This window comes from Entomomonas sp. E7T21 (assembly GCF_058693955.1).
In genome coordinates this window covers 1,502,398-1,524,418 of sequence record NZ_CP191672.1, presented here as the reverse complement: position 1 = coordinate 1,524,418, position 22,021 = coordinate 1,502,398, and the positions used below count along the sequence as shown (strand labels likewise).

The 22,021-nt window shown below is 36.8% G+C and carries 22 protein-coding genes and 1 other RNA gene; 9 read left to right on the top strand and 14 right to left on the bottom strand.

From position 1 onward, the window contains the following. Positions 1–67 precede the first annotated feature (67 nt). Positions 68–1,780, bottom strand: a complete 1,713-nt coding sequence (locus ACQVD9_RS07325) for a cation:proton antiporter (RefSeq protein ID WP_264747868.1) — start codon at positions 1,778–1,780, stop codon at positions 68–70. A gap of 204 nt (positions 1,781–1,984) precedes the next feature. On the opposite strand from ACQVD9_RS07325, the gene ACQVD9_RS07320 reads away from it, so the two are divergent. The 5 genes from ACQVD9_RS07320 to ACQVD9_RS07300 all read left to right on the top strand — a co-directional run bounded on the left by ACQVD9_RS07320 (position 1,985) and on the right by ACQVD9_RS07300 (position 6,051). Then, entirely contained in the window at positions 1,985–2,476 is a 492-nt protein-coding gene (locus tag ACQVD9_RS07320) for an acyl-CoA thioesterase (RefSeq protein ID WP_264745401.1), read from the top strand. Between the two features lie 171 nt (positions 2,477–2,647). Continuing rightward, a complete protein-coding gene (ybaL, locus tag ACQVD9_RS07315; RefSeq protein ID WP_264745400.1) occupies positions 2,648–4,468 on the top strand; it encodes a YbaL family putative K(+) efflux transporter in 1,821 nt (606 codons plus the stop codon). Between the two features lie 139 nt (positions 4,469–4,607). Next, positions 4,608–5,195: a YqaA family protein gene (locus ACQVD9_RS07310; protein ID WP_264745399.1), complete on the top strand. Its 588-nt coding sequence runs from the start codon at positions 4,608–4,610 to the stop codon at positions 5,193–5,195. 9 nt (positions 5,196–5,204) lie between these two features. Then, entirely contained in the window at positions 5,205–5,630 is a 426-nt protein-coding gene (locus tag ACQVD9_RS07305) for a DUF3301 domain-containing protein (RefSeq protein WP_264745398.1), read from the top strand. After that, a complete protein-coding gene (locus ACQVD9_RS07300; RefSeq protein ID WP_264745397.1) occupies positions 5,617–6,051 on the top strand; it encodes a PA0061/PA0062 family lipoprotein in 435 nt (144 codons plus the stop codon). Before ACQVD9_RS07305 ends, ACQVD9_RS07300 begins: the two co-directional genes overlap by 14 nt. 163 nt (positions 6,052–6,214) lie before the next feature. Here ACQVD9_RS07300 and ACQVD9_RS07295 read toward each other — a convergent pair whose 3' ends face one another. The 4 genes from ACQVD9_RS07295 to ACQVD9_RS07280 form a co-directional block, all read right to left on the bottom strand. After that, entirely contained in the window at positions 6,215–6,817 is a 603-nt protein-coding gene (locus ACQVD9_RS07295) for a hypothetical protein (protein WP_264745396.1), read from the bottom strand. A gap of 167 nt (positions 6,818–6,984) precedes the next feature. Further along, the gene (ubiH, locus tag ACQVD9_RS07290) at positions 6,985–8,172 is read right to left on the bottom strand and encodes a 2-octaprenyl-6-methoxyphenyl hydroxylase (protein WP_264745395.1); all 1,188 of its coding nucleotides are present in this window, start codon (positions 8,170–8,172) and stop codon (positions 6,985–6,987) included. A 27-nt stretch (positions 8,173–8,199) separates the two neighbouring features. Next, positions 8,200–9,516, bottom strand: a complete 1,317-nt coding sequence (gene pepP / locus ACQVD9_RS07285; RefSeq protein ID WP_264745394.1) for a Xaa-Pro aminopeptidase — start codon at positions 9,514–9,516, stop codon at positions 8,200–8,202. A 14-nt stretch (positions 9,517–9,530) separates the two neighbouring features. Then, positions 9,531–10,091 (bottom strand): UPF0149 family protein, encoded by a 561-nt coding sequence (locus tag ACQVD9_RS07280; RefSeq protein ID WP_264745393.1) that lies wholly within the window; start codon positions 10,089–10,091, stop codon positions 9,531–9,533. Positions 10,092–10,506: 415 nt separating this feature from the next. Here ACQVD9_RS07280 and ACQVD9_RS07275 point away from each other — a divergent pair, with 415 nt between their 5' ends. The 4 genes from ACQVD9_RS07275 to ACQVD9_RS07260 all read left to right on the top strand — a co-directional run bounded on the left by ACQVD9_RS07275 (position 10,507) and on the right by ACQVD9_RS07260 (position 12,195). Then, complete coding sequence (locus ACQVD9_RS07275; protein WP_264745392.1) at positions 10,507–10,749, top strand: cell division protein ZapA; 243 nt, start codon at positions 10,507–10,509, stop codon at positions 10,747–10,749. Between the two features lie 112 nt (positions 10,750–10,861). Next, a non-coding RNA gene (gene ssrS / locus ACQVD9_RS07270) (6S RNA) lies at positions 10,862–11,038 on the top strand. A gap of 22 nt (positions 11,039–11,060) precedes the next feature. Beyond that, on the top strand, positions 11,061–11,666 hold the full coding sequence (locus tag ACQVD9_RS07265; protein ID WP_264745391.1) for a 5-formyltetrahydrofolate cyclo-ligase: 606 nt from the start codon (positions 11,061–11,063) through the stop codon (positions 11,664–11,666). A 34-nt stretch (positions 11,667–11,700) separates the two neighbouring features. Then, entirely contained in the window at positions 11,701–12,195 is a 495-nt protein-coding gene (locus ACQVD9_RS07260) for a P-loop nucleotide/nucleoside kinase family protein (protein ID WP_264745390.1), read from the top strand. 215 nt (positions 12,196–12,410) lie between these two features. Here the strand turns inward: ACQVD9_RS07260 and ACQVD9_RS07255 are convergent, their stop codons facing one another. The 9 genes from ACQVD9_RS07255 to hisS all read right to left on the bottom strand — a co-directional run bounded on the left by ACQVD9_RS07255 (position 12,411) and on the right by hisS (position 21,984). Next, positions 12,411–13,040 carry a histidine phosphatase family protein gene (locus ACQVD9_RS07255; protein ID WP_264745389.1) on the bottom strand — a complete coding sequence of 210 codons (630 nt, stop codon included), beginning with the start codon at positions 13,038–13,040 and terminating at the stop codon, positions 12,411–12,413. Between the two features lie 125 nt (positions 13,041–13,165). Then, entirely contained in the window at positions 13,166–14,521 is a 1,356-nt protein-coding gene (gene qseC, locus ACQVD9_RS07250; protein WP_264745388.1) for a quorum sensing histidine kinase QseC, read from the bottom strand. Beyond that, a complete protein-coding gene (locus ACQVD9_RS07245; protein ID WP_264745387.1) occupies positions 14,518–15,180 on the bottom strand; it encodes a response regulator in 663 nt (220 codons plus the stop codon). Before ACQVD9_RS07245 ends, qseC begins: the two co-directional genes overlap by 4 nt. 149 nt (positions 15,181–15,329) lie before the next feature. Continuing rightward, positions 15,330–15,716 carry a YgiW/YdeI family stress tolerance OB fold protein gene (locus tag ACQVD9_RS07240; RefSeq protein WP_264745386.1) on the bottom strand — a complete coding sequence of 129 codons (387 nt, stop codon included), beginning with the start codon at positions 15,714–15,716 and terminating at the stop codon, positions 15,330–15,332. Positions 15,717–15,946: 230 nt separating this feature from the next. After that, entirely contained in the window at positions 15,947–17,266 is a 1,320-nt protein-coding gene (locus tag ACQVD9_RS07235) for a toxin-antitoxin system YwqK family antitoxin (RefSeq protein WP_264745385.1), read from the bottom strand. Positions 17,267–17,308: 42 nt separating this feature from the next. Further along, positions 17,309–18,784, bottom strand: a complete 1,476-nt coding sequence (der, locus tag ACQVD9_RS07230) for a ribosome biogenesis GTPase Der (RefSeq protein WP_264747867.1) — start codon at positions 18,782–18,784, stop codon at positions 17,309–17,311. Positions 18,785–18,886: 102 nt separating this feature from the next. Then, the gene (gene bamB / locus ACQVD9_RS07225) at positions 18,887–20,023 is read right to left on the bottom strand and encodes an outer membrane protein assembly factor BamB (protein WP_264745384.1); all 1,137 of its coding nucleotides are present in this window, start codon (positions 20,021–20,023) and stop codon (positions 18,887–18,889) included. 2 nt (positions 20,024–20,025) lie between these two features. Further along, entirely contained in the window at positions 20,026–20,676 is a 651-nt protein-coding gene (locus ACQVD9_RS07220; protein WP_264745383.1) for a YfgM family protein, read from the bottom strand. 27 nt (positions 20,677–20,703) lie between these two features. Further along, the gene (gene hisS, locus ACQVD9_RS07215) at positions 20,704–21,984 is read right to left on the bottom strand and encodes a histidine--tRNA ligase (protein WP_264745382.1); all 1,281 of its coding nucleotides are present in this window, start codon (positions 21,982–21,984) and stop codon (positions 20,704–20,706) included. Between the last annotated feature and the right edge of the window lie 37 nt (positions 21,985–22,021).

Here is a 22,021-nt window from a genome sequence, read left to right as displayed (position 1 = left end):
ACTAGTACAGCAAAGTCATTCAACAATGTATAAAATATCGCGCAATAGTTACAGTCTTTTTTATAAACTACTTATGATGGTTTTCTTGATTATTTTCTAAGGTTTCAAATAATGCTATTTGCAATCTAGAATGGATTTTTACAAACCAACGCCAAAGTATTAATGTTAAAACCGCAGTAACTGCTATCACAATAATCAGTGTTTCACGGGAAGGTAAAATAGTAGAAGATAATGCTGACAGTAGTACTAAAATAGCTATCATGGATAAGGCTGGAATCACCTCAGCAATCACTCGTTGTAGTTTAATATTACTGCCTTTCAGGCTCATCTCTGCCAATAACATAGATAACGCTTTTAATTTACGATAGGCAGCGATTAAAAAAGGTAATGATAAAATCATTGCAACACCGCAAATAATAGCTTTACGATAATCAACTTTTGTAACCCAATTACCTAGCCATTCACTAATAGGCCCTACAAAATAAGCAACAGCTAAGAAAATAGCGATCACTAATGATAGATTAATACCTACTTGCATAATGATTTTACGGATCATTCCTGCTAACACTGCTTTATCACCATGTAAGCGAATATGGTCAACCCATTGTGTATAAGCAGTAAATACTTTACTAATAGGTGTGGGAATGATCTTAGCTAGCCCTCTTGATAATGGATCAGCCAATTTTATTGAATAAGGTGTTGTTAACGTGGTAATGACTGATACAGCCACTACGATAGAGTATAGAAAATCACTGGTTACGCCTAAACTCATCCCTAATGCAGCAATAATAAAAGAGAACTCACCAATCTGCGATAATCCCATACCTGCTCTTAATGAAGTTTTACCATCATTTCCTGTAATAAACGCACCTAACCCACAAGAAACAAACTTACCAACAATTACCGCTACAGCAATAACAAAAATTTCTAACGAATAAGTTTTGAGGATAGAGGGATCCATCAACATACCAATAGTAACAAAGAATATAGCACTAAATAAGTCACGAACTGGTTCAATAATACGTTCTATTTGAGCTAACTGTCTGGATTCCGCCATAATGGCACCCACTAAGAAGGCACCTAACACCACGCTATAATCAAGAGAAATAACCACTAAACAAAAACCAAAGCAAATCCCTAGCACACTCACCAGCATCACTTCATCACTTTGAAAGCGTGCAATATAAGAGAGTATACGTGGTACCATGATAATCCCTATCACTAAGGACACCACCATAAATAGCACTAGCTTACTAATGGTTGTCATCACGTTAGCAGTATCAATCTCACCGCCAGATGTTGCAATACCAGAGAGTAAAGCAATAATACCAATCCCTAAAATATCCTCCACAATCAACGCACCAAACACTAATTGCGCGAATCGCTCATGTTTCATTTTTAGGTCATTTAATGCTTTAACAATAATTGTGGTAGAAGACATGGCTAATAATGCACCTAAGAATAAGGTGTCCATTTTTCCCCAGCCAAAGAAACGGCCAATTTCATGGCCTAACCATACCATTACCACAATTTCTAATAATGCCACTGTAAATGCTGTGGCACCTACTGAGAATAATCGTCGAATACTAAACTCTAAGCCTAAACAGAACATCAAAAAAATTACCCCCAATTGGGATAATGTTTCAATACTTTCTCTATCACTGATAAGGCCTGGCTTAATAAAATAAGGGCCTATAAGAAAGCCTGCTACCATGTAACCTAGAACAATAGGCTGTTTTAATCGAGTAAAAATAATAATCGTTACGCCTGCAAATAGCATAAGAATAGCCAAATCTTGGAGAAAACTAGTAGCGTGGTGCAAGATGGCCTCCTATAAAAATAAAAATTGGGTTATGTTATTTGTAGAGAAATCGTAAAAACACATTTTAATAGAAAAAGTGAATTTATTGCTATTAAATGTATCTATTTATTAGTATTAATTTCACAACTATTTAGATATATGCTTATTCGAGAATAATTAACTATGCAAATTCCAAACAATTCAGAACTGTTTATGTCCGTCTTAATGACTCCAGATATGGCGAATTTTACAGGTAATGTTCATGGCGGTACCTTACTAAAACTGTTGGATGAAGTGGCTTACGCCTGTGCTAGTCGTTATGCTGGTGTTTATGCTGTAACTCTCTCAGTGGATCAAGTAATGTTTCGTGCACCTATCCATGTTGGTGAATTAGTACACTTTCTTGCTTCAGTTAACTATACAGGTAATACCTCTATGGAAATAGGCATAAAAGTTGTTACTGAAAATATTAAGCAAAAAAGTGTACGTCACACCAATAGTTGTTTTTTTACCATGGTTGCTATTGGTGATGATGGTAAGCCTTGTAAAGTCCCACCACTAACTCCTTCTACCAAAGATGGTATTAGACGTTTCCATCAAGCTAAGCAAAGACGTGAAATTCGACAAAATCTCGAACAACAGTACGAAAATATGAAAAAAGAGTATTCATCGTAATATAATGCAAAGAAAATAAATATTATTCTATAGTATTTAACTATAGAATCTTGTTATAAAATAAGTTAATTTTATAACTTCACACAAAATACTAATAACTCTATTCGTTTACTCTAGTGAAGTAGTTTTTACTAACTCACTGGTTGTTTTTTATTATAAAAGGGAGAATTTATGGAAACACCGTTAATAGCCACCATTTCTGTTGGTTTTGTTTTAGCGCTTATTTTGGGAGCTATTGCCCATCGTTTAAGAATCTCTCCCCTAGTGGGCTATCTTATTGCTGGCATCTGTGTCGGCCCTTATACACCATTCTTTGTGGCAGATGGCCACCTCTCCCACGAAATTTCAGAAATTGGTGTAATTTTGCTAATGTTTGGTGTTGGTCTACATTTCTCCCTTAAAGACCTAATGTCAGTTAAAAACATTGCTATTCCCGGTGCTATTGCGCAAATTACACTAGCAACCCTAATGGGCATGGGATTAGCTTGGCTAATTGGTTGGAACTTTGGTACAGGCTTAATATTCGGTTTAGCATTGTCTGTTGCCAGTACCGTGGTGTTATTACGTGCTTTAGAATCAAGACAACTCATTGATAGTCGTCGCGGTAAAATAGCTGTAGGTTGGTTAATCGTAGAAGACCTTGTAATGGTACTGGCCCTTGTATTATTACCTGCACTTGCTGGCATGCTAGGTGGCTCTGTTGGAGATGTTGCTACTGAAGCCGCCAACAGTAAAGATTTAGCCGATGTTGCTATTACTGCTGTAGCCGATACAGCCCCTGCACAAATGGGGATTGCTATGCAGCTATTAATAACCCTAGGTAAAGTAGCTGCCTTTATTGCCTTAATGATTATCGTTGGTAGAAAAGTAATTCCTTGGGTATTAGAACGCATAGCAGGTATGGGCTCAAGAGAGTTATTTACCTTATCAGTACTCGCTATAGCTATGGGCATAGCCTATGGCTCATCTGAGCTCTTTGGTGTGTCGTTTGCGCTAGGTGCTTTCTTTGCTGGGATGGTACTTAATGAATCAGAGCTCAGCCATAGAGCAGCTGAAGACTCTTTACCTTTCCGTGATGCTTTTGCCGTATTATTCTTTGTATCAGTAGGTATGTTATTTGACCCTAAAGTGTTGGTTGAACAACCTATTATGGTACTGGCCACTTTACTAATTATTGTTATTGGTAAATCTATTGCTGCTTTCCTAATTGTGAAAGCTTTTGGTAAGCCTACTCATACAGCCCTTACTATCTCTGCTAGCTTGGCACAAATTGGTGAGTTCTCCTTTATCCTTGCTGGCTTAGGGATAACTTATCACATACTTCCTCAAGAAGGTTATAATCTAATATTAGCAGGTGCTATTTTATCTATTTTGATTAACCCTATATTATTTGTATTATTAGATCGTTTCTATGCTACAGCAGACAAGAAAGAGGCTGTTGCAACTACTCCTGCTGAAACAACAGATGTAGCTGCCACTGTAACTACTGAACAAATTCCAGAATCAGCACCACAGGTAACAATAGATGAAGAAGAAAGTGATGATATTCAGCCTATAACAGAAACTCAACATGCCATTATTGTTGGTTATGGTCGTGTTGGTGTGCTAACGAGCCAATATTTACATGAAAAAGGGGTGCCTTTTGTTATTATTGAAGATGCCCATATACGTGTAGATGCTGCAAGAGAACTTGGCTATACAGTGGTTGAAGGTAATGCTGCTAACATCAATATATTACAACGCGCTAATATAGAACAAGCACAGTGGTTACTAATCGCTATTCCTAACGGCTTTGAAGCTGGTCAAATTGTTGAGCATGCTAGAACCTGTAACGCGATAATAGATATTATGGCACGTGCTCAAACTGAAGCTGAACAAATTCACTTAGAAGAACATGGTTCTGATTTTGTGGTTATTGGTGAGCGAGAAATTGCTCGTCTAATGGAGTCACGTTTACTTAAATCAGTATCAGATCAACAAGTCAGTATCTAACATCATCGAAGCAAGGGGTTAAATAAATAATAGCCCTTTGCTCTACAACATACTTTTTAATATTAAAAAGCTAACATTCTAATTATAGAATTTAGTAGAATTAGCCAGTTTATCACTTCCATTAAGGAAAACCTTTTAGATGTTACGTCGTTTATATGAGTGGACTATGCGGCTTGCTGAGCATCCTCGCTCAGAATGGGCATTAGCTGGAGTTAGTTTTGCAGAAAGTTCATTCTTCCCTATTCCACCTGATGTAATCTTAGCGCCAATGATTATGGCCAATCGTAAAAAAACGTGGCGCTATTTCTTTATTTGTACAATTAGCTCTGCGGTTGGTGGTATTTTCGGCTATTTAATCGGTATGTTCCTTATGGATACTGTAGGCCAGTGGATTATCAATCTCTATGGTTTACAAGATAGCTTTGAAACAGCCAAAGATAAATTTAATGAACTTGGCTGGTTGATGGTACTACTAGGTGGAGGTTTCACCCCCCTGCCTTATAAAGTAATTACAATTTTAAGTGGTATTACTCAGCTAAACTTCTTAGTATTTGTTCTGGTTGGTACCTTTGCTCGGGGCACACGCTTTTTAATTACTTGTAGTGTGCTTTACTGGCTAGGCCCTAAAGCTAAACAAATGATTGAGAAAAGATTAGGACTTGCCTTTACTGCACTTGTTCTTATTGTTGCTGGTGGTTTATATTTAGCAAAATACGCATTTCACTAGAGATACCTTATGCTATCACCTCTTGAACTAACCATTATCATTATTGTTGCTATTGGTTTATTGTGGTGGTGGCGTATTCATGGACAAAGAGATTATGCGCTACGCTGTATTAAACGACACTGTGAAAAACTTAACCTAACTTTACTCGATGGTTATGTTGCTTTAAAAGCAATCACATTTAAGCGCGATGGTTATGGTAAACTTAGATTCGCGAGAATCTATAGCTTTGAATTTACAGTCACAGGTGAGCAACGTTACACAGGCACTATTACTCTATTTGGTTATCATGTGGGTAATATTGAATTACCACCCTATCCCTTTAATCCTCAACAAGCTGAGGAGACACAAGGCAGTATCGTTGAAAATAGGCCACATCCTACGATATTAACCCTAGATGATTATAAAAAGCGTAAAAATACCCATGAGCAAGATTAACTTTAACTATTTAGCTTTACTATTCTCTGCTAGCTTGCTAACTGCTTGTACTTTACCCCCTATTCCACAACCTACTGCTGATACAGCTATTGTAGAAATGTATGCCCAGCCAAGCAGAAGCCTTATGGCTGACACTTTAGACCGTAACAGAGTAAATGATGGTCGTTATTTTCAAGTCCCTACAGGAAAGCATCGCTTAGCTGTACGTTTTCAATATGATACTTCAGAGGTAACAGGTTTCTTTCGAGATAACGGTTATATTACTTGTTTAATGAGTTTCAACTATGAATTTGAAGCTGGTGCTTTCTATCGACTAGAAGCCCGTCCTATGGTAACAGGGGCACAATTGCTCATTACTAAAGATGATAATACCAAGCTGTTTGATTTTTCTGAAGTTGATGTTAGGTGTGGCCCTTATTAATCATTATTCCTAAAACTAAAAAACCGTCAATATATGACGGTTTTTTTATAACTATAGCTGTTGCTATATAATTTTAGACAAGGCGAATGGCTGAAGACAGTACAATTATTACGACAAAGCCATTCAACGAGGTATAAAAATATAGCGTAATAGCTATAAAATATTAATTTTCTACCATTGGCACTTTAACATTACAAATAATCTCTAATTTCTGATTAGCCGTAGAAACTGTTAAATTATCATTATTTTGTGGAATACTGGCAAGAGCTCCTTGATCTGCTGATGTTAAGGGCTTACTTGCTGTAATTTGATGGTAACTACCATTTTGATCTTTCAATTTATTAATATTAACTGTATTAAAATCTATTCCCACAATATTCACAGGTGAGTATAAGGTATAAGTCATTTGATGATCTTTATTAATACCTATGGTATTACTTGCCATATTTTGTGAATTATTAGCAAATAGCTCTGATACTTGATCGATATAATTGCTATATACATTAACGGCTGCTATAGGATTTTGTACAGGTGGCACATTCTGACATAACACATTAGCTACAATTTGAGTTTTGTCTCCTGCCGAGATTTCTTTAACTGTTTCTGTTACAACATGCTCTGTCGTTGTATGAGTCGTTTGAGTGGTAACATGGTCTACTGTAGCAGGGGTAGTTTCGCGAGTAGTTGTGGTAGTAGTGGTAGTTTGCGCAAGAGTTGCTGTACTAGCTACCGCTAAAGCCAAAGCACAAAGCATAGATGAACGCATAATAGAACTCCTTAAACCTAATAAATAAAAAACTAAATTTTCACTTATCAGATTACAACAAGTCACATCACTCGTTAATGCTACCTTAAGGTAATAATTAGCCCAAAGAAGCTATTTTTAATGACATTTAATTACAAACATTCACTTACAAATGGGCTTACAGTAGCTTACTGATGAACGCCCAAGCCCATAGCTTGTAAGATAAACCAGTGTTTTAAAGGCGGAACAAGATTAGCGCCAGCTAGACCCAAGCCTAACAGACGACCTATTTTTAGGACAGGTTGTTTATTAGAGAATAAACGAGTGACTTGATCAGAAAAACCGACAATACGGTGTTGGTCGCATTCTCTTCGTTGCATATACTGCTGTAATGTAGCAAAGTCACCTAAAGGTTTATCTGATTTTAATAAGGCTTGTGCTAATGCCCATGTGTCACGCAATGACAAATTATAACCTTGCCCAGCCACGGGGTGCATACCATGTGCAGAGTTACCTAGTAATACTAAATGGGGTCTTACTTGTTCTTGTGCTTCGCTTAACACTAACTGGTAATTATGACGCTCACCAATACGCTTAAACTCTCCCATACGATTACCAAAAGCTTTTTGTAGTTCAACTAAAAACGCTTCATCAGATAAGGCTAATAATCTATCTGCTTCTTCATGCTCTCGAGTAAGCACTAGCGCACAGTTATTATCAGCTAAGGGTAATAACGCAATGGGGCCTTGATCGGTAAAGCGTTCAAAAGCACGTCCCATATGACGACAGCCTGGTGTTACATTGGCAATAATCGCCGTTTGTCCATAAGGCGTACGCTTAACATGAATCCCTAATTGATTACGTAAATCAGAACGTCCACCATCGGCTAACACTACCAGATTAGCAGATAATTTTTCGTCATCATCCAATATCACGTCATAACCATCTGGTTGTGGTATTAATTTACGTACCTCAGTGTCATATTGGCAATGAATCACTTCAGTATCTAAGGCTTCTAGTAAACATTTACCAATCCATGCATTATCAATAACATAACCAAAAGCTGGAATATTTTCTTGCTTAGTATCTAAATTAACAGTCACACCATGACCACGTTCAGATACTTGAATAAAGGTGATAGGTTCTGCTCGTTTAGATAAAGCATCCCATATCCCTAATTGCTCATAAATAAGTTTTGAACCATAAGAAATAGCTGAAGAACGTGCATCATAACTGGGCTGATAGTTACCTTCTATAGAGTAAGGTTCTATTAGTTTTACTCGCCAACCACGTTCACGCACGGCTGCTTGTAAACATAATGCTAAACTCGCACCAACTAAACCTCCACCAATAATGACGAGATCGTTTTGCTGCATGTTTTTTCTCCAGTCTATTCTTTAATTTTAACAAGCCATTAACGACTCTATTTCTGCAATGGTTTTTGGTGTATTCGCTGTCATCACGCGATGACCTTGCTCAGTAACCACGACATTGTCTTCAATACGAATACCTATGCCTCGCCATTTTTCTGCAACCTTGGTATTGTCAGGTGCAATATAAATACCGGGTTCAATGGTTAACACCATACCAGGCTCAAGAGGACGACTTTGCTTATTAATACGATAGGCACCCACATCATGAACATCGAGTCCTAACCAGTGGCCAGTACTATGCATGTAAAATTCAGTATATGCTTTGTTGGCAATCAATGTTTCAACATTTCCTTGTAAAATTCCTAACTCAACTAATCCTTCAGTGATTACTTTAACGGCTATATCATGGGGAGCCTGATAAGGTTTACCTGGTGCTACTTCACCAATCGCTGCTAAATTAGCGGCTAACACTATTTCATAGAGTGCTTTTTGCTCAGCTGAGAATTTGCCTGTAACAGGGAAAGTACGGCTAATATCACTGGCATAGCAATCAATCTCACAGCCCGCATCAATCATCACTAAATCACCTGCTTTTAACTCAGCATTATTCTCTTGATAATGCAGAATACAAGCATTAGCACCGCTGGCTACTATTGAGTTATAAGCTACTAACCGAGCGCCACCTTTACGAAACTCATATTCTAAAGCCGCATCTAGGCTATACTCATACAACCCTGCTTTACTTTCTTGCATAGCCCGAATATGTGCTTTAGCTGAAACATCCATGGCATATTGCATCACTGCTAATTCTGCCTCACTCTTATGCAAGCGCATTTCATGTAAAATAGGTTCTAATGCTTTAAAAGTGCAAGGGGCTATAGCATCTTGTCTTACTCTACTACGAACAACTTCCACCCACTTCATTAGTTTTTTCTGAACTTTTTGTTGAGTGGCTATTAGCGAATAAACCTTATTACGACCATCTAATAAAGTAGGCATTAACTCATCAAGTTGATTAATAGAGAATGCTTGATCAACACCATATTGCTTAATAGCACCTTCTTGCCCTGCCCTAATCCCTGTCCATACTTCCATAGTAGGATCACGATCACGGCAGAATAAAACCACTTGTCCTTCTGCTCGTTTAGGAATCAACACCAATAACGCTTCTGGCTCTGGAAAACCTGTTAAATATTGAAAGTTACTATCCTGTCGATAGGGATATTCCACGCCTTCATTACGCTCTATAATAGGTGCGGCAGCAATAACTGCAATACCATTGGCATCTAGTTTGGATAATAACTGGTGACGACGTTGTTGATATTCAGCAGCAGGAATAGTGATCATTATTCATCCTATTATTAATGCACAGACTGTTCTATTGTAGGTTTACTTTTAAGTTCCGTAGCAACCAGTAATGGCGCAACCCTTAAAAACTCAACAAGCTCCGCATAATCACCTTCACTACGAGCTTCATCTTCAGCAGCAATATTGGTATCTAGTTGAGAGACAGAAGCTAAATCCTCTAAAATTTCTAACACTTCTTTAGGTAATTTATCCGCTTGCTTGACCATACCAAAACTTGATAAAAAGCCATTAGCCCATTCAGTCAATGCGTTTAAGCGATCAGTTAAAGATTCATCATCAACAGGTAATAATAAAGTGACCGCAACACTACCATCCGTTAACTCTTTATTAACCATTTCTTGCAAACCAGTAATTGCTTGCTGAATAGCCTCTGTTAACTCACCCTCTTCTAAAAATGAAGAGAGTTCTTGCATCAATTGCGAAGATTGACCATTAGCACCCGCTACTGTCCGTCCCCAAAGAGTACCCTGTAACTCAGCAGGTGTAATAAAATGCCCTGCTTCAGTTAATAATTTTGCTAGACCCGTATAAGCAGAAGATAATGTTTGTGACATAACAGATAATAACTCTTGAAAAATAGTTTATATAGTAACAACCTAGCACTAATAAACCAACCTCTAAAAATAGTTAAAGCATATTATAAAATAGCTGTAATACCTATTAATAAGGGATAACAAAATATCTACATTTAGTAAATTCACTACCTTGCTCTCTGCCTCAGTTAATTAATAATTAGCAATATATTTATTCATTTACAGATTATTTCTTGTAAACAATACTATATTTTGATTTAGTCGATTTATCTCAACTCACTATTTTTATGATTGGACTATTATAGTAACAATCTTAACCAACAAACTTAGTATTTAATTGTATAATTAGCCGCAATTACTTAACACAATGACTATATTGTAGTAACTTGGTATAACAGTAGTTTAAAAATCACTTCCCCCTGATTGGATAAAATGTATGAAACAACCAGAGACAATGACTGTACATATTTTAGATAAAGAATATCATCTGACTTGCCCAGAAGATAAACGCCTTGAGCTACAACAAGCAGCAGACTATCTTGATAAAATGATGAGGGAAATTCGGGCGAGTGGTAAAGCCATTGGTGTCGAACGTATAGCAGTAACAGCTGCACTTAATATTACTTATGAGTTACTAGAGCAAAAATCCAAAAAAGGGGCTCAACAAAAGTTATTATAAACCGCTAAATATTTGCTTTCAAAAAGGCTTAATGCACTGCAATACAATAGCGACATTAATCACCAATAGCTTATTGTTGTTTACAGATGAGCTAATTAGCGTATAATAAAATTAACTCCTCGGATGTTCGTCAATTGGAGATGTCCCTGAGCCGATAATCTTTTAAACGGGGGTTATCAAATGACTGGTGTGCATGTCCGTTTCACGGAAAGCCTAAAGGTCTGCGGTAGCCACCACCTTGAACTTCAGGGTTCAAGGGCTAACCCAATAACGGCATCTTTGGAGCTCTATCTTTATTAAGCCTAATCCTTATGACAATTACGGCCGCTACTCTTTCCCCACAAGCTCTACGCCGATTACTACGCAACCGTAGGCGTGCGCTTACTCCATTACAACAGAAAATAGCTGCCAAAAATCTTTATAAACAAATTATTCATCACCCTTTATTTGGAAAAGCACAACATATTGGCCTTTATTTAGCCAATGATGGAGAAATAGACCCTAATCTGCTACTAAAAGCAGCACAACGTTATAAAAAGACTATTTATCTCCCTATCTTACAACGTTGGCCGAAGTTTGCTATGGCTTTCCAACGGATTACCCCTGAGACACGCTGGACACTCAATCGCTTTAACATTAAACAGCCCGTGGCTAATTTTAGTCATCAAGTTCATCCTGTTAAACTTGACCTTATTTTAATGCCATTAGTAGGATTTGATGAGTACGGTGGGCGTTTAGGTATGGGAGGTGGTTTTTATGATCGCTACCTTAGTTACTTAAAAAATCGTAAAAGCTGGCACAAACCTTATTTGTTAGGCTTAGCCCATGAATGCCAAAAAGTAGATAAATTACAATTAAATAGCTGGGATATTCCTGTGCGAGCAGTAGTAACGGATTATCGTTGGTATACTCATTAACACTTATTGTTAAATTAAATAACGAGAAACTAATATGCTAATTATTTTCGGAGGTTTACCCGCCACAGGTAAAACAACTATTGCCCAAACACTAGCTAAACAAATAAAAGCCACCTATTTACGGGCTGACACTATAGAGCAAACCTTAGCATTAACAGGTAAAATACCCAAAGATATGGAAGACATGGGTTACCGTATAGGTTATAGTCTTGCAACAGAAAATCTTAAACTAGGCAATGTAGTGATTGCTGATTCAGTTAACCCATTCAATATCACCAGAGAAGCATGGCGTAATGCAGCTCAATCAGCAACTAGCAAGTATTTAGAAATAGAAATTATCTGCTCTGATAAAACGATTCATCAACAACGGGCAGAAACGCGTATAACTGATATCGCTAACTTTACACTACCCACTTGGCAAAAAATTAGTGATCGCTACTATGAGCCATGGATAACTAAGCAACTCACCATAGATACTACCACCACCTCTGTACAACAAGCAGTAGCCCTTATTCAACAACACATTTAACAGCTACATTACTGTCTTTACTGATAATGTGTTTAGGCTTGGCCAATACAGGTTGTTCTATAGCAACGGTTATATTGCACGGCTACCAATAGCGGGATTGAGAGATATTTGGATTTTTTGTGAGGTCTTGATGAATAACTTTAAAAACACAGCACTAAAAAAGCTTTAGTAAGCTTTTAGTACTATAAAAAATATCCTCAATAAAGGACTTATTATTAATGGTAGTACATACTATGGTCATAGCTCACCTTGGTTAAATCAACTCTAATATTGTCTTTGGCTTGTGTTAAAAACTTTTCAGATAGCCATTGTTCTTTATTATTTGGGTCAGGTTGTAATAGCATAGGCTGTGCATTTTTAATACGAGGCCCTTCTGGCATGCCACCTTGTAAATACTTAATCACTCGCCATACGCCAGAGTGGGCAATAATCAGTGGGAAGTCATAGTGATTTAAAATCTCTGTTAGCGAATTACTAACACGCTCCACAAAGTCAACCCATGCTTCTCCCTTTGGAGGCGTTGCAAAATATGCTCTTTGTTCAGGGATAGGAGTACCCTCTAAACGTCCCCAGTCGCGTTCGTTAAGCCCATGAAAGACTGTAAATGATTGATTTGGCAATGCTAATTCAGCCGTCATTTGGGTGCGTCTTAAACTACTGATAGCAATACAAGACCATTGGTATTTACCCAATAGCTCACCGCTTTCAATAGCTTGATTAACACCAGTAGTATCAAGCAACATATCTAAACTACCGCACACCATATGTTTTGAATTAGCGTCTGTTTGTGCATGCCGCATAAACACAAAGGGTTTACGGGGCAAAGTTAGTTTTTTTATTGTCATAAAAACTCCGTTATTGTTTATACAAAATAGTTACTGCTTTTAAATAAAACCCCATCATTGGTCTTATTTTCGATTAGCATAAACAACATTTATGTCAGGAGTATGACAATCTAAGAATATATTTATCAGCTACTAATTCTAATACCTAAACCACTGGGCTTAACCAAATAGAAGTGGATATGCCATCGATGTAATGTAGCCACTTGTTTTACAATAGAAATACCAAGACCACTACCTGTTATATCCATCCCTGCTGGTCTATAGAAACGTTCGCCCAATCTAGCTAAGGTTTCATTATCAACACCCTGCCCATTATCCTCAATAGTAATCATATTATTATTTTCTGTAATGGTAATTTGGCTATTTTCAGGACAATATTTAATTGCATTATCAATTAAGTTACGAATCAACAGTGAAACAAATAAAGAGTTACCTTTGCACTGAGTATTTTTATTAATCAGTTGATAATGGATACTAATATTTTTCTTATTAGCTAATGGGGTTAATAAATCTATTTCAGAGGCAATTAAACCTTGCCAATCAATAAGCTGTTGCTCTGTTAGTTTTGATTCTGCATCTAACCGAGATAATGTAAGTAGTTGATCAATAAGGCGACTCGCTCTATCGATACCTGTAATTAAATTATTAAGGGCTGTTTTTTGTTGCTCTGAATTAATGGAAGAAATCTGTGCCACTTCTGCCTGAATTCTTAACGCCGTTAAAGGCGAACGTAACTCATGGGCAGCATTTTCTGTAAAACGTCTTTCCCTAATAATCATCGCAGAAATTTTATTAAATAATGAATTAAGCGCCTCAATAAAAGGTTTAATTTCTTTAGGTGCACCCTCATCTACAATTTGGGTTGAGTCATCAGGTTGTCTTTGTTGTAATTCTTTGGCCAATTTATTTAAGGGTAAAAGCTCACGAGAAATAGTAATAATGGTTATTACCATTAAAATAGTAATCATAATAAGCCAAGGTAAGGCTTGTGAAATAGCCATCCTTTCGGCCATTTCTTCACGATATTCATTTTCTTGGCCAACCGCTATAATAGTTTTATTATCCTGCGCTCTCAGCCAAATAATGCGCCATTCTTTAGTGTCCTCCATATACACGGGGTCTGTTTGTTGCATAACTTTATTATTAAAAATAAACTCTTCTCCATCTTCATCATCATGCAGAATCATTTTTCCATATTGATTAAAAACAGCAAACGATAAAACATCGTCATCATAATCAAAACGTTTTATGGCTTTTGAATGTACTTCAACTATTTCAGACTTTTCATCATGATTTTGCAAAAGCTCATTTAGATTAAGTGAGGCTAAACGTTTAGCAAAAAGAACTTGTTGGCTATCAAATACTTCTTTTAATATTTTTCTTGATAGTACATAGGTAATACCTGTTGCAATACTCCAAGTAATCACAATAGTAATACAAAAATAGATAATAAATCTTAATTTTAAGCTGAGCCTTTTCATTGCTCATTTCCTAGAATATAACCTGCACCATACACTGTTTTGATTATTTTATTACCTAGTTTTTTACGTAAGTTATGGATATATACATCCACTGTATTACTGCTCACATCCGTATCCCAAGAGTAGAGTTTTTCTTGTAACAACTCACGAGATAACAGTCGATTAGGATTCAGTAAAAACAGTTCTAAGATATTAACTTCTTTAGTGGTTAAAGAGATTGATTGATTCTCAAGCGTTACTTGGCGACTGGCAATATTAAGACGAATATCTTCATAAACCAACTCTGAGGAGCTTTGCCCATGAGTACGCCTGATAACGGTTTGTAAACGAGCTGATAACTCTTCTAAGGCAAAGGGTTTACACAAATAATCATCAGCGCCACATTGCAACCCTGTTACCCGTTGTTCTATAGCATCTCTTGCAGTCAAGATAATGACAGGTTCTTGTCGACCATTTTTACGCCAATAAGAAAGAATTTGCATACCATCTATGTTGGGTAAACCAAGATCTAAAATCACCGCATCGTAGTCAGCGACTAACAGCGCCTGTTGTCCTTGTAAACCTTCTGTAAACCAGTCTACAGAATAACCATACGCTGTTAATCCTACTTTAATACCATCGCCTATTAATTTATCATCTTCAATCAGTAAGATTCGCATAGTTATTTAACAATCAAAAATTATTAATCATTGGTAAGAATAGCCTATATTAAATAATAATTATATAGGGTTGTGATAAGCCCCTATTATAGGGGCTTATCACAGCTGAGAGATTATTAACTAAAGTAAAAGAGGAACTATCACAATAACTAAATTTTCTTGATACGTTTAACATCAATCTCAACATTACTCCAATGGCTATCTTTGTCTACTTCACCAATGATTTCAACAGTGTCAGTAGGTGCTACTGTTAAGCCGTACCAAAGATCATTATCTATCTCAACAACTACTTTACCGGTACTATCTTGGAAAGAATATTTATCTTCTCTGATATGCTGAACAATATTACCCCTTAAAGTCACATAACTATCATCTGATAGAGACTGTGCTTGTTTAACTGTCATTAATTTAGCTGATGTATTCGCTGGACCTGTGTATCCACCTGCACTATTTGGTGTAGTAGCACCTGTAAAACCATCCGCGAAAACAAGTGAACTAGAAGCAAGCAATAAAGTAGCTAATATATATTTTTTCATGTTGACTCTCTCTTATAAAAATTGATTTTTATATAGATAAAGGAGTTATTCCCGTTATCTGTTGAGATCATTAGAACAAAACATTATTAAGGAATTATTAAAGAATAATAATTTTTCAATAGTTAATAATATGAGAAATTAATACTGTAGAAGCTGATAGAGTAGAGATATAAGGCTTACTTTTTTATTTTCTTAAATAATTTATTATTAAGTAAGCCTATTAATAATAACTAGTTAATTAACTGTCCTTTTTCATTCCAAATTTTACAATTAACAGGAATGCCTTTTCTAAATTGGCATTCTGACTCTTGTATTCCATTAACATGCCATCTTTTCCAAATACCTTCTTTTTTACCTGCAATATAACTACCTTCTGATCTTCTTTCACCATTGTCATACCAAGACTCACAAAACGTAGGATAATTTGATAAGAAGCCACACTTTTTTTCTAACTGGCCATTAATATACCAGCTATTCCATAGCCCTTCTTTCCTATCTGCCTTAAACAAGCCAGCTACCTTTTTATGACCATTTTGATACCACTCAGTAGAGTCACCATTCTTTTTGTCATTCTCATAAATAACTTCTAATTTTTTCTGACCATTGGCATACCATACATAAGAAACACCATCTAATTTACCGTCTTTAGCATAACGTTCTAGCTGTTTCTGACCTGAAGGGAAATAACGGATAATTGAACCATTAATAACACCCTCTTTATATTGAATTTCTTGCTTTAGTAATTGGTTATCTTCTTTTAACCAAGAAACTTGTAAGCCATCTATTTGATTATTTTTATAGGTTGCTTCAAAGCTTTTTTGGCCATCTTCAAACCATCTAGTCACAACGCCCTCTAATCTATTATCTTGATAACGGTATTCTTCCATTTTATTACCATTTTCATACCACTTAATAGCTAGACCTTCAACTTGGTTATCTTTGTAGGTTGCTTGCATTTTCGGTTTACCTGATAAATACCAAATTTTTGCAGGTCCCTCTATCTCGCCTTTCACAAAAGTAGTTTCTGATTCTAATTGACCATTGTCATACCATGTTCTAAAAGAACCATCCATTTTATTATTTTTATAATTAACTTCAGATTTCTTTTGTCCTGACTCATACCATACAGTAGCAATGCCTTCTAATACACCCTTGTTATAATGAGATTCCATTTCCATTTGGCCATTTTCATACCATTGAACATAATGTCCATCTATTTCACCCATCTCATCTGCGATAAAAGAGTTTAGATTTTTAACATTAGTAAAACTTGTAGCATCAACTTGTTTTTTATCAGAAGCCGTATAAAAATCTTGTATTATATAGGTATTATTTTCTTCTATTTTTAGTAGCTTACGATAATATTTACTCTGCTCTTTAGTATCAACAAGGTTACCTTCTTCATCAAAATAACCAATGATAGTATTTTCTTTTAGGGGACTACTTATAGGTTTTGCAGCTTGCTCTACCTGTACCTGTGCAGTAACTATAGTAGGTAGTATTAATAGTGTTAGACCTAATCCTAAAACAAATTTCTTAAATATTTCCATAATCATTCCCCGAATACATTCACTACTTACTATGACACTAACTCAACGTTTTTTATCCTTACGCTTTTTCTCTGCTTTTTTATGGTGGCTCATTAAACGACGTTTTTTATTCACTTGTCGTTCTGTCAGTGTGTTTTTCTTATGTTCATAAGGGTTAGCACTGCCTTTGTATTCAATACGAATCGGCGTACCTACTAGCTTTAAGGCTCTTCTAAAAGTATTTTCTAAATAACGACTATAAGCCTTAGGTACTTTTTCTACCTGATTACCATGAATTACAATTAATGGTGGATTTGCTCCCCCTAGATGCGCATAACGTAATTTAATACGGCGACCATTTACTAAAGGTGGTTGATGCTCCTGTACAGCATCTTCTAAAATTCGCGTTAGTTTACTGGTAGGCCAACGGGTAACAGCCGAAGCAAAAGCAGTTTGTACGGATTTATAGAGATGCCCAACCCCAGTACCATGTAATGCAGAAATAAAATGAATATCAGCAAAGTTAACAAACATTAAACGGCGCTGTAGCTCTGTTTTAAGGTATTCACGTTCAGATGCTTCCATTCCATCCCATTTATTAAGGGCAATTACTAAGGCACGACCTGTTTCTAATACGAAGCCTAATAAGTTAAGGTCATGCTCAACTACACCCTCTCTAGCATCCATTACAAAGATCACTACATTGGCGTCTTGGATAGCTTGTAAGGTTTTAATCACTGAGAATTTTTCAACAGCCTCAAAAATTTTTCCGCGTCTTCTTACCCCTGCGGTATCAATAAAGGTATATTTTTCTTCATCTCGGGTAAAGGGAATATAAATACTGTCTCGGGTAGTACCTGCTTGGTCAAATACTACAACCCGCTCTTCTCCTAACATTCGATTAACTAAGGTAGATTTACCCACATTAGGACGACCAATAATTGCTATCTTAATCCCATCTTTTTCACTAGGGCCTGGTACACGAGGTGTTTCTTCTGTTTCTGCAACGTCTGTAACAATGTCATCAATCTCTTCAGAATCACTATTGGCAAGCATTTCCGTCAAAATAGTTTCTAACATTGGGTTAATACCACGACCATGCGCAGCAGCAATTGCAAGAATAGCTTCAAAACCTAGTGGACTAAACTCTGCCTGCACATAATCGGCATTCACTGCATCTATTTTATTAACTACTAAGTAGGTTTTTTTATTACGTTTACGTAGGTGATCCATAATTAACTGATCACCACCCGTTAAACCATCTTTGGCATCAACCATAAATAACACAACATCTGCTTCTTCAATAGCTAGCAATGATTGTTGTGCCATTTTGGCATCAATACCTAGTTCTTCACCTGATAAACCACCTGTATCAATAACAATATAGGGTTTACCATGCCAATGAGCTTCACCATATTGGCGATCACGGGTTAAGCCTGCATACTCTGCCACAATAGCACTACGCGACTTGGTAAGACGGTTAAATAAAGTTGATTTACCAACGTTTGGACGGCCTACTAGGGCAAGCACAGGAACCATATTAGGTCTCCACTGGATAAGAAGCACACTCGCTTCTAAATAAAACACAAAAGCCGCTCCTTGCATACGCACAGGTAACGGCTACATAATAACGAATAGTAGTTATTTAATTGTTAAGGCAACTAATTTACCACCATTACCATATACATACATTATATTGTCTACTACTAATGGTTGTACACGAACACCATCACCATCTATTTTGCGACGTGCCACAAAATGACCGTCGAGCTGACTCATTAAATGTAAATAACCTTCAAAATCACCTACTGCCACATAATTATAAAAAGTAGCAGGACCTGATAATTGACGACGTGCTAATTGTGTATTAGCCCATAATTCGCTTGAGTTACGTTCATCAATCGCTTGCACAGTACCATCTGCTAAACTTAAGAAAGCAGTGCCAGCGTTTTGCCCTACACCTGTATAGCTAGATGCCATGCGTTGCCATAAAATACGGCCTGTTGTTAGTTCTAACGCAGCCATTTGACCTTGATAGGTTACAACGTAAAGAGTGCTACCTGATACTAATAATTTACCATCAATATCCACCATACGTTCTAATTCGGAACGTCCTTTAGGGATAGCAATAACTTGTCCCCATAATGGAATACCTTGTTTAACATCTAAAGCAACAACCTGACCGGTTGATAATCCAAACACTGCTATGTCTTGCGTAATAACAGGAGTACTACTTCCACGTAGGGTTAAAATAGCGGGATAGTTATCGTAACGCCATAATTGGTTACCGGTTACAATATCAAAACCAAATAAAGTATCGGCAGCTGTTTGTACAACTACTTCATTACCATTAGTAACGGGAGCCGATAATATTTCACTATTAACCTGACCTTTCCATCTAACATCGCCTGTGCTACTGTCAAGAGCAATCACTTCACCCTTTAAAGTACCTAATAACACAACGCCATTGTTAGCTGATACGCCACCTGAAACAGGTAGTTTTAATTTTTTCTTCCATTTAACTTTGCCATTAAAACGATCCATCGCCATAACAACGCCTTCAGCATCGGCAGCATAAATTATGCTACCGTCTATAGCAGGTGCTAAACGATTATAGAGATCACCTTGACCATCACCAATAGAACGCGACCAAGATACGCTTAAGTTAATTTCTGGATTAAATTTTACTAATTTGGCTGGTGGTAACTCTTTAGGGCCACTGCTACAAGCGCTTAATACTAAGACAACTGAGCAAATGGTTAGTAATTTGCGCCACATTATTACGCACCCTCTTTGGCAAGATCATTAAGCTTTAACTTAATAATAACTACATTGGCTGACTTTGCAGTTTCTGCTGCGGTTAAAGCCTCTTGATAAGCAGTACGAGCCTGTTCAGTATTACCTTGTTTTAATAACAAGTCACCTTTAAGTTCTTGACGACTAGCGGTAAAAGCTTTTGCAACAGGAGCATCTAATAATTTTAACGCTTCATCGATTTTATCTTGGGCTGCTAACACTTGCGCTAAACGCTGTCTAGCTAGTTCTTCCAATACTTTATCAGCAGGTTTATCAAGTACTACTTGTAATGACTTAGCCGCATCTTCTAATTTGCCCTGATGAGCAGCTACTTTAGCTAAATAAAATTTAGCATATTGCGCATAGTAACTATTAGGATTCACTTGTTGTAATTGGTCAGCAATTGATGCCACATCTGCTTCCTTTACTTGCTCTATTGGTTGCGACATAGCTATTACAAGCATCTGATAGTTCTGTGCTTCTTTCATTTTATTGGTTAATTGGCGGTTTTCCCAAAACTTCCATACCGCTACCACCGTAATTGCTAACAATATACCAATGAAAATAGGTTTACCATATTCTGTCCAGAAATTTTTTAACTCTTCTATCTGTTCTTGTTCAGTTTGTGTAGACACTATTGGCTACTCCTATTATTTAATAACTTAGTTCAATATATTGTTAAGATGATTAGCTAAATCAGACCAACTGATTGTTTGCTGTGGTGAGTCATCACGCAATGATTTACATAATACTGTTTGTTGCTTTAACTCGTCACCACCTAAAATAAGTGCATAACGGGCACCACTATTATCAGCCTTTTTAAGCTGGTTTTTAAAATTACCACCACCTGCATTAACCTGCAACTTTAATTGAGGTTGTTGATCACGTAGCTGTTCTGCTAATGTTAGTGCAGCTATATCTGTACCTTCACCAACAGCGACCAAGTAAATATCTAGTTGGTTTAAAGTAGTGGGTATTTTACCTAATTTTTCTAATAAAAGAATTAATCGTTCCACTCCCATGGCAAAACCAACACCACAAGTAGCTCTACCACCAATTTGTTCAAACAGCCCATCATAACGGCCACCACCACATACTGTGCCTTGCGCACCTAACTCAGTAGTTGTCCATTCAAATACTGTTTTGTTGTAATAGTCTAAACCACGGACTAAATTAGTATTGATGATATAGGGAATAGCTAACGCATCTAGACGATCAGTTAATCCTTTAAAATGCTCTGCAGAATCTGCATCTATATAATCAGTAAATTTTGGTGCATTCACTAAAATAGCTTTGGTCTTTTCTATTTTACTATCTAATATTCTTAAAGGATTAGTGGTTAAACGACGTTTACTGTCTTCATCTAACTGGTCTTTGTGATTTATTAAATAGTCTACTAGGGCTTGCTTATAGGTATTACGTGCCTCTAAACTACCTAAACTGTTTAACTCAAGGGTAATAACCTGTTCAATACCTAAAATTTTCCATAAACGCCATGTTAGAGCAATCAACTCTGCATCAATATCTGGCCCTGTTAAGTTAAAAACTTCAGCACCAATTTGGTGAAATTGACGATAGCGGCCTTTTTGAGGACGCTCACGACGGAACATCGGTCCACAATACCAAAGTTTTTGGACACGACCTGCGTGAGCTAGCCCATGTTCAATCATTGAACGTACAACAGCCGCTGTATTTTCAGGGCGTAGTGTATAAGACTTGCCATCCTCTTTATCAAGGGTGTACATTTCTTTTTCAACAATATCTGTTACTTCGCCAATAGAGCGTTTAAATAACCCTGTATACTCCATAATGGGTGTACGGATTTGTTTATAACCATAACTATTGAGTAAGTCAGCCACTGTATCTTCAAAATATTGCCATAGCGGTGTTTGCTCTGGCAATATATCATTCATTCCAGTGATACCTTGTAATGCTTCTGTCACTCTATAATTTCCTTAAAACTACTTGCCTATGATTAGG

What these genes read in the sequence shown, in the direction of transcription:
- ACQVD9_RS07325 (WP_264747868.1), bottom strand. Translation starts at nt 1,780, where the DNA reads ATGCTATTTGCAGGCGTAACGATTATTATTTTTACTCGATTAAAACAG.
- ACQVD9_RS07320 (WP_264745401.1), top strand. Translation starts at nt 1,985, where the DNA reads ATGCAAATTCCAAACAATTCAGAACTGTTTATGTCCGTCTTAATGACT.
- ybaL (WP_264745400.1), top strand. Translation starts at nt 2,648, where the DNA reads ATGGAAACACCGTTAATAGCCACCATTTCTGTTGGTTTTGTTTTAGCG.
- ACQVD9_RS07310 (WP_264745399.1), top strand. Translation starts at nt 4,608, where the DNA reads ATGTTACGTCGTTTATATGAGTGGACTATGCGGCTTGCTGAGCATCCT.
- ACQVD9_RS07305 (WP_264745398.1), top strand. Translation starts at nt 5,205, where the DNA reads ATGCTATCACCTCTTGAACTAACCATTATCATTATTGTTGCTATTGGT.
- ACQVD9_RS07300 (WP_264745397.1), top strand. Translation starts at nt 5,617, where the DNA reads ATGAGCAAGATTAACTTTAACTATTTAGCTTTACTATTCTCTGCTAGC.
- ACQVD9_RS07295 (WP_264745396.1), bottom strand. Translation starts at nt 6,817, where the DNA reads ATGCGTTCATCTATGCTTTGTGCTTTGGCTTTAGCGGTAGCTAGTACA.
- ubiH (WP_264745395.1), bottom strand. Translation starts at nt 8,172, where the DNA reads ATGCAGCAAAACGATCTCGTCATTATTGGTGGAGGTTTAGTTGGTGCG.
- pepP (WP_264745394.1), bottom strand. Translation starts at nt 9,516, where the DNA reads ATGATCACTATTCCTGCTGCTGAATATCAACAACGTCGTCACCAGTTA.
- ACQVD9_RS07280 (WP_264745393.1), bottom strand. Translation starts at nt 10,091, where the DNA reads ATGTCACAAACATTATCTTCTGCTTATACGGGTCTAGCAAAATTATTA.
- ACQVD9_RS07275 (WP_264745392.1), top strand. Translation starts at nt 10,507, where the DNA reads ATGAAACAACCAGAGACAATGACTGTACATATTTTAGATAAAGAATAT.
- ACQVD9_RS07265 (WP_264745391.1), top strand. Translation starts at nt 11,061, where the DNA reads ATGACAATTACGGCCGCTACTCTTTCCCCACAAGCTCTACGCCGATTA.
- ACQVD9_RS07260 (WP_264745390.1), top strand. Translation starts at nt 11,701, where the DNA reads ATGCTAATTATTTTCGGAGGTTTACCCGCCACAGGTAAAACAACTATT.
- ACQVD9_RS07255 (WP_264745389.1), bottom strand. Translation starts at nt 13,040, where the DNA reads ATGACAATAAAAAAACTAACTTTGCCCCGTAAACCCTTTGTGTTTATG.
- qseC (WP_264745388.1), bottom strand. Translation starts at nt 14,521, where the DNA reads ATGAAAAGGCTCAGCTTAAAATTAAGATTTATTATCTATTTTTGTATT.
- ACQVD9_RS07245 (WP_264745387.1), bottom strand. Translation starts at nt 15,180, where the DNA reads ATGCGAATCTTACTGATTGAAGATGATAAATTAATAGGCGATGGTATT.
- ACQVD9_RS07240 (WP_264745386.1), bottom strand. Translation starts at nt 15,716, where the DNA reads ATGAAAAAATATATATTAGCTACTTTATTGCTTGCTTCTAGTTCACTT.
- ACQVD9_RS07235 (WP_264745385.1), bottom strand. Translation starts at nt 17,266, where the DNA reads ATGGAAATATTTAAGAAATTTGTTTTAGGATTAGGTCTAACACTATTA.
- der (WP_264747867.1), bottom strand. Translation starts at nt 18,784, where the DNA reads ATGGTTCCTGTGCTTGCCCTAGTAGGCCGTCCAAACGTTGGTAAATCA.
- bamB (WP_264745384.1), bottom strand. Translation starts at nt 20,023, where the DNA reads ATGTGGCGCAAATTACTAACCATTTGCTCAGTTGTCTTAGTATTAAGC.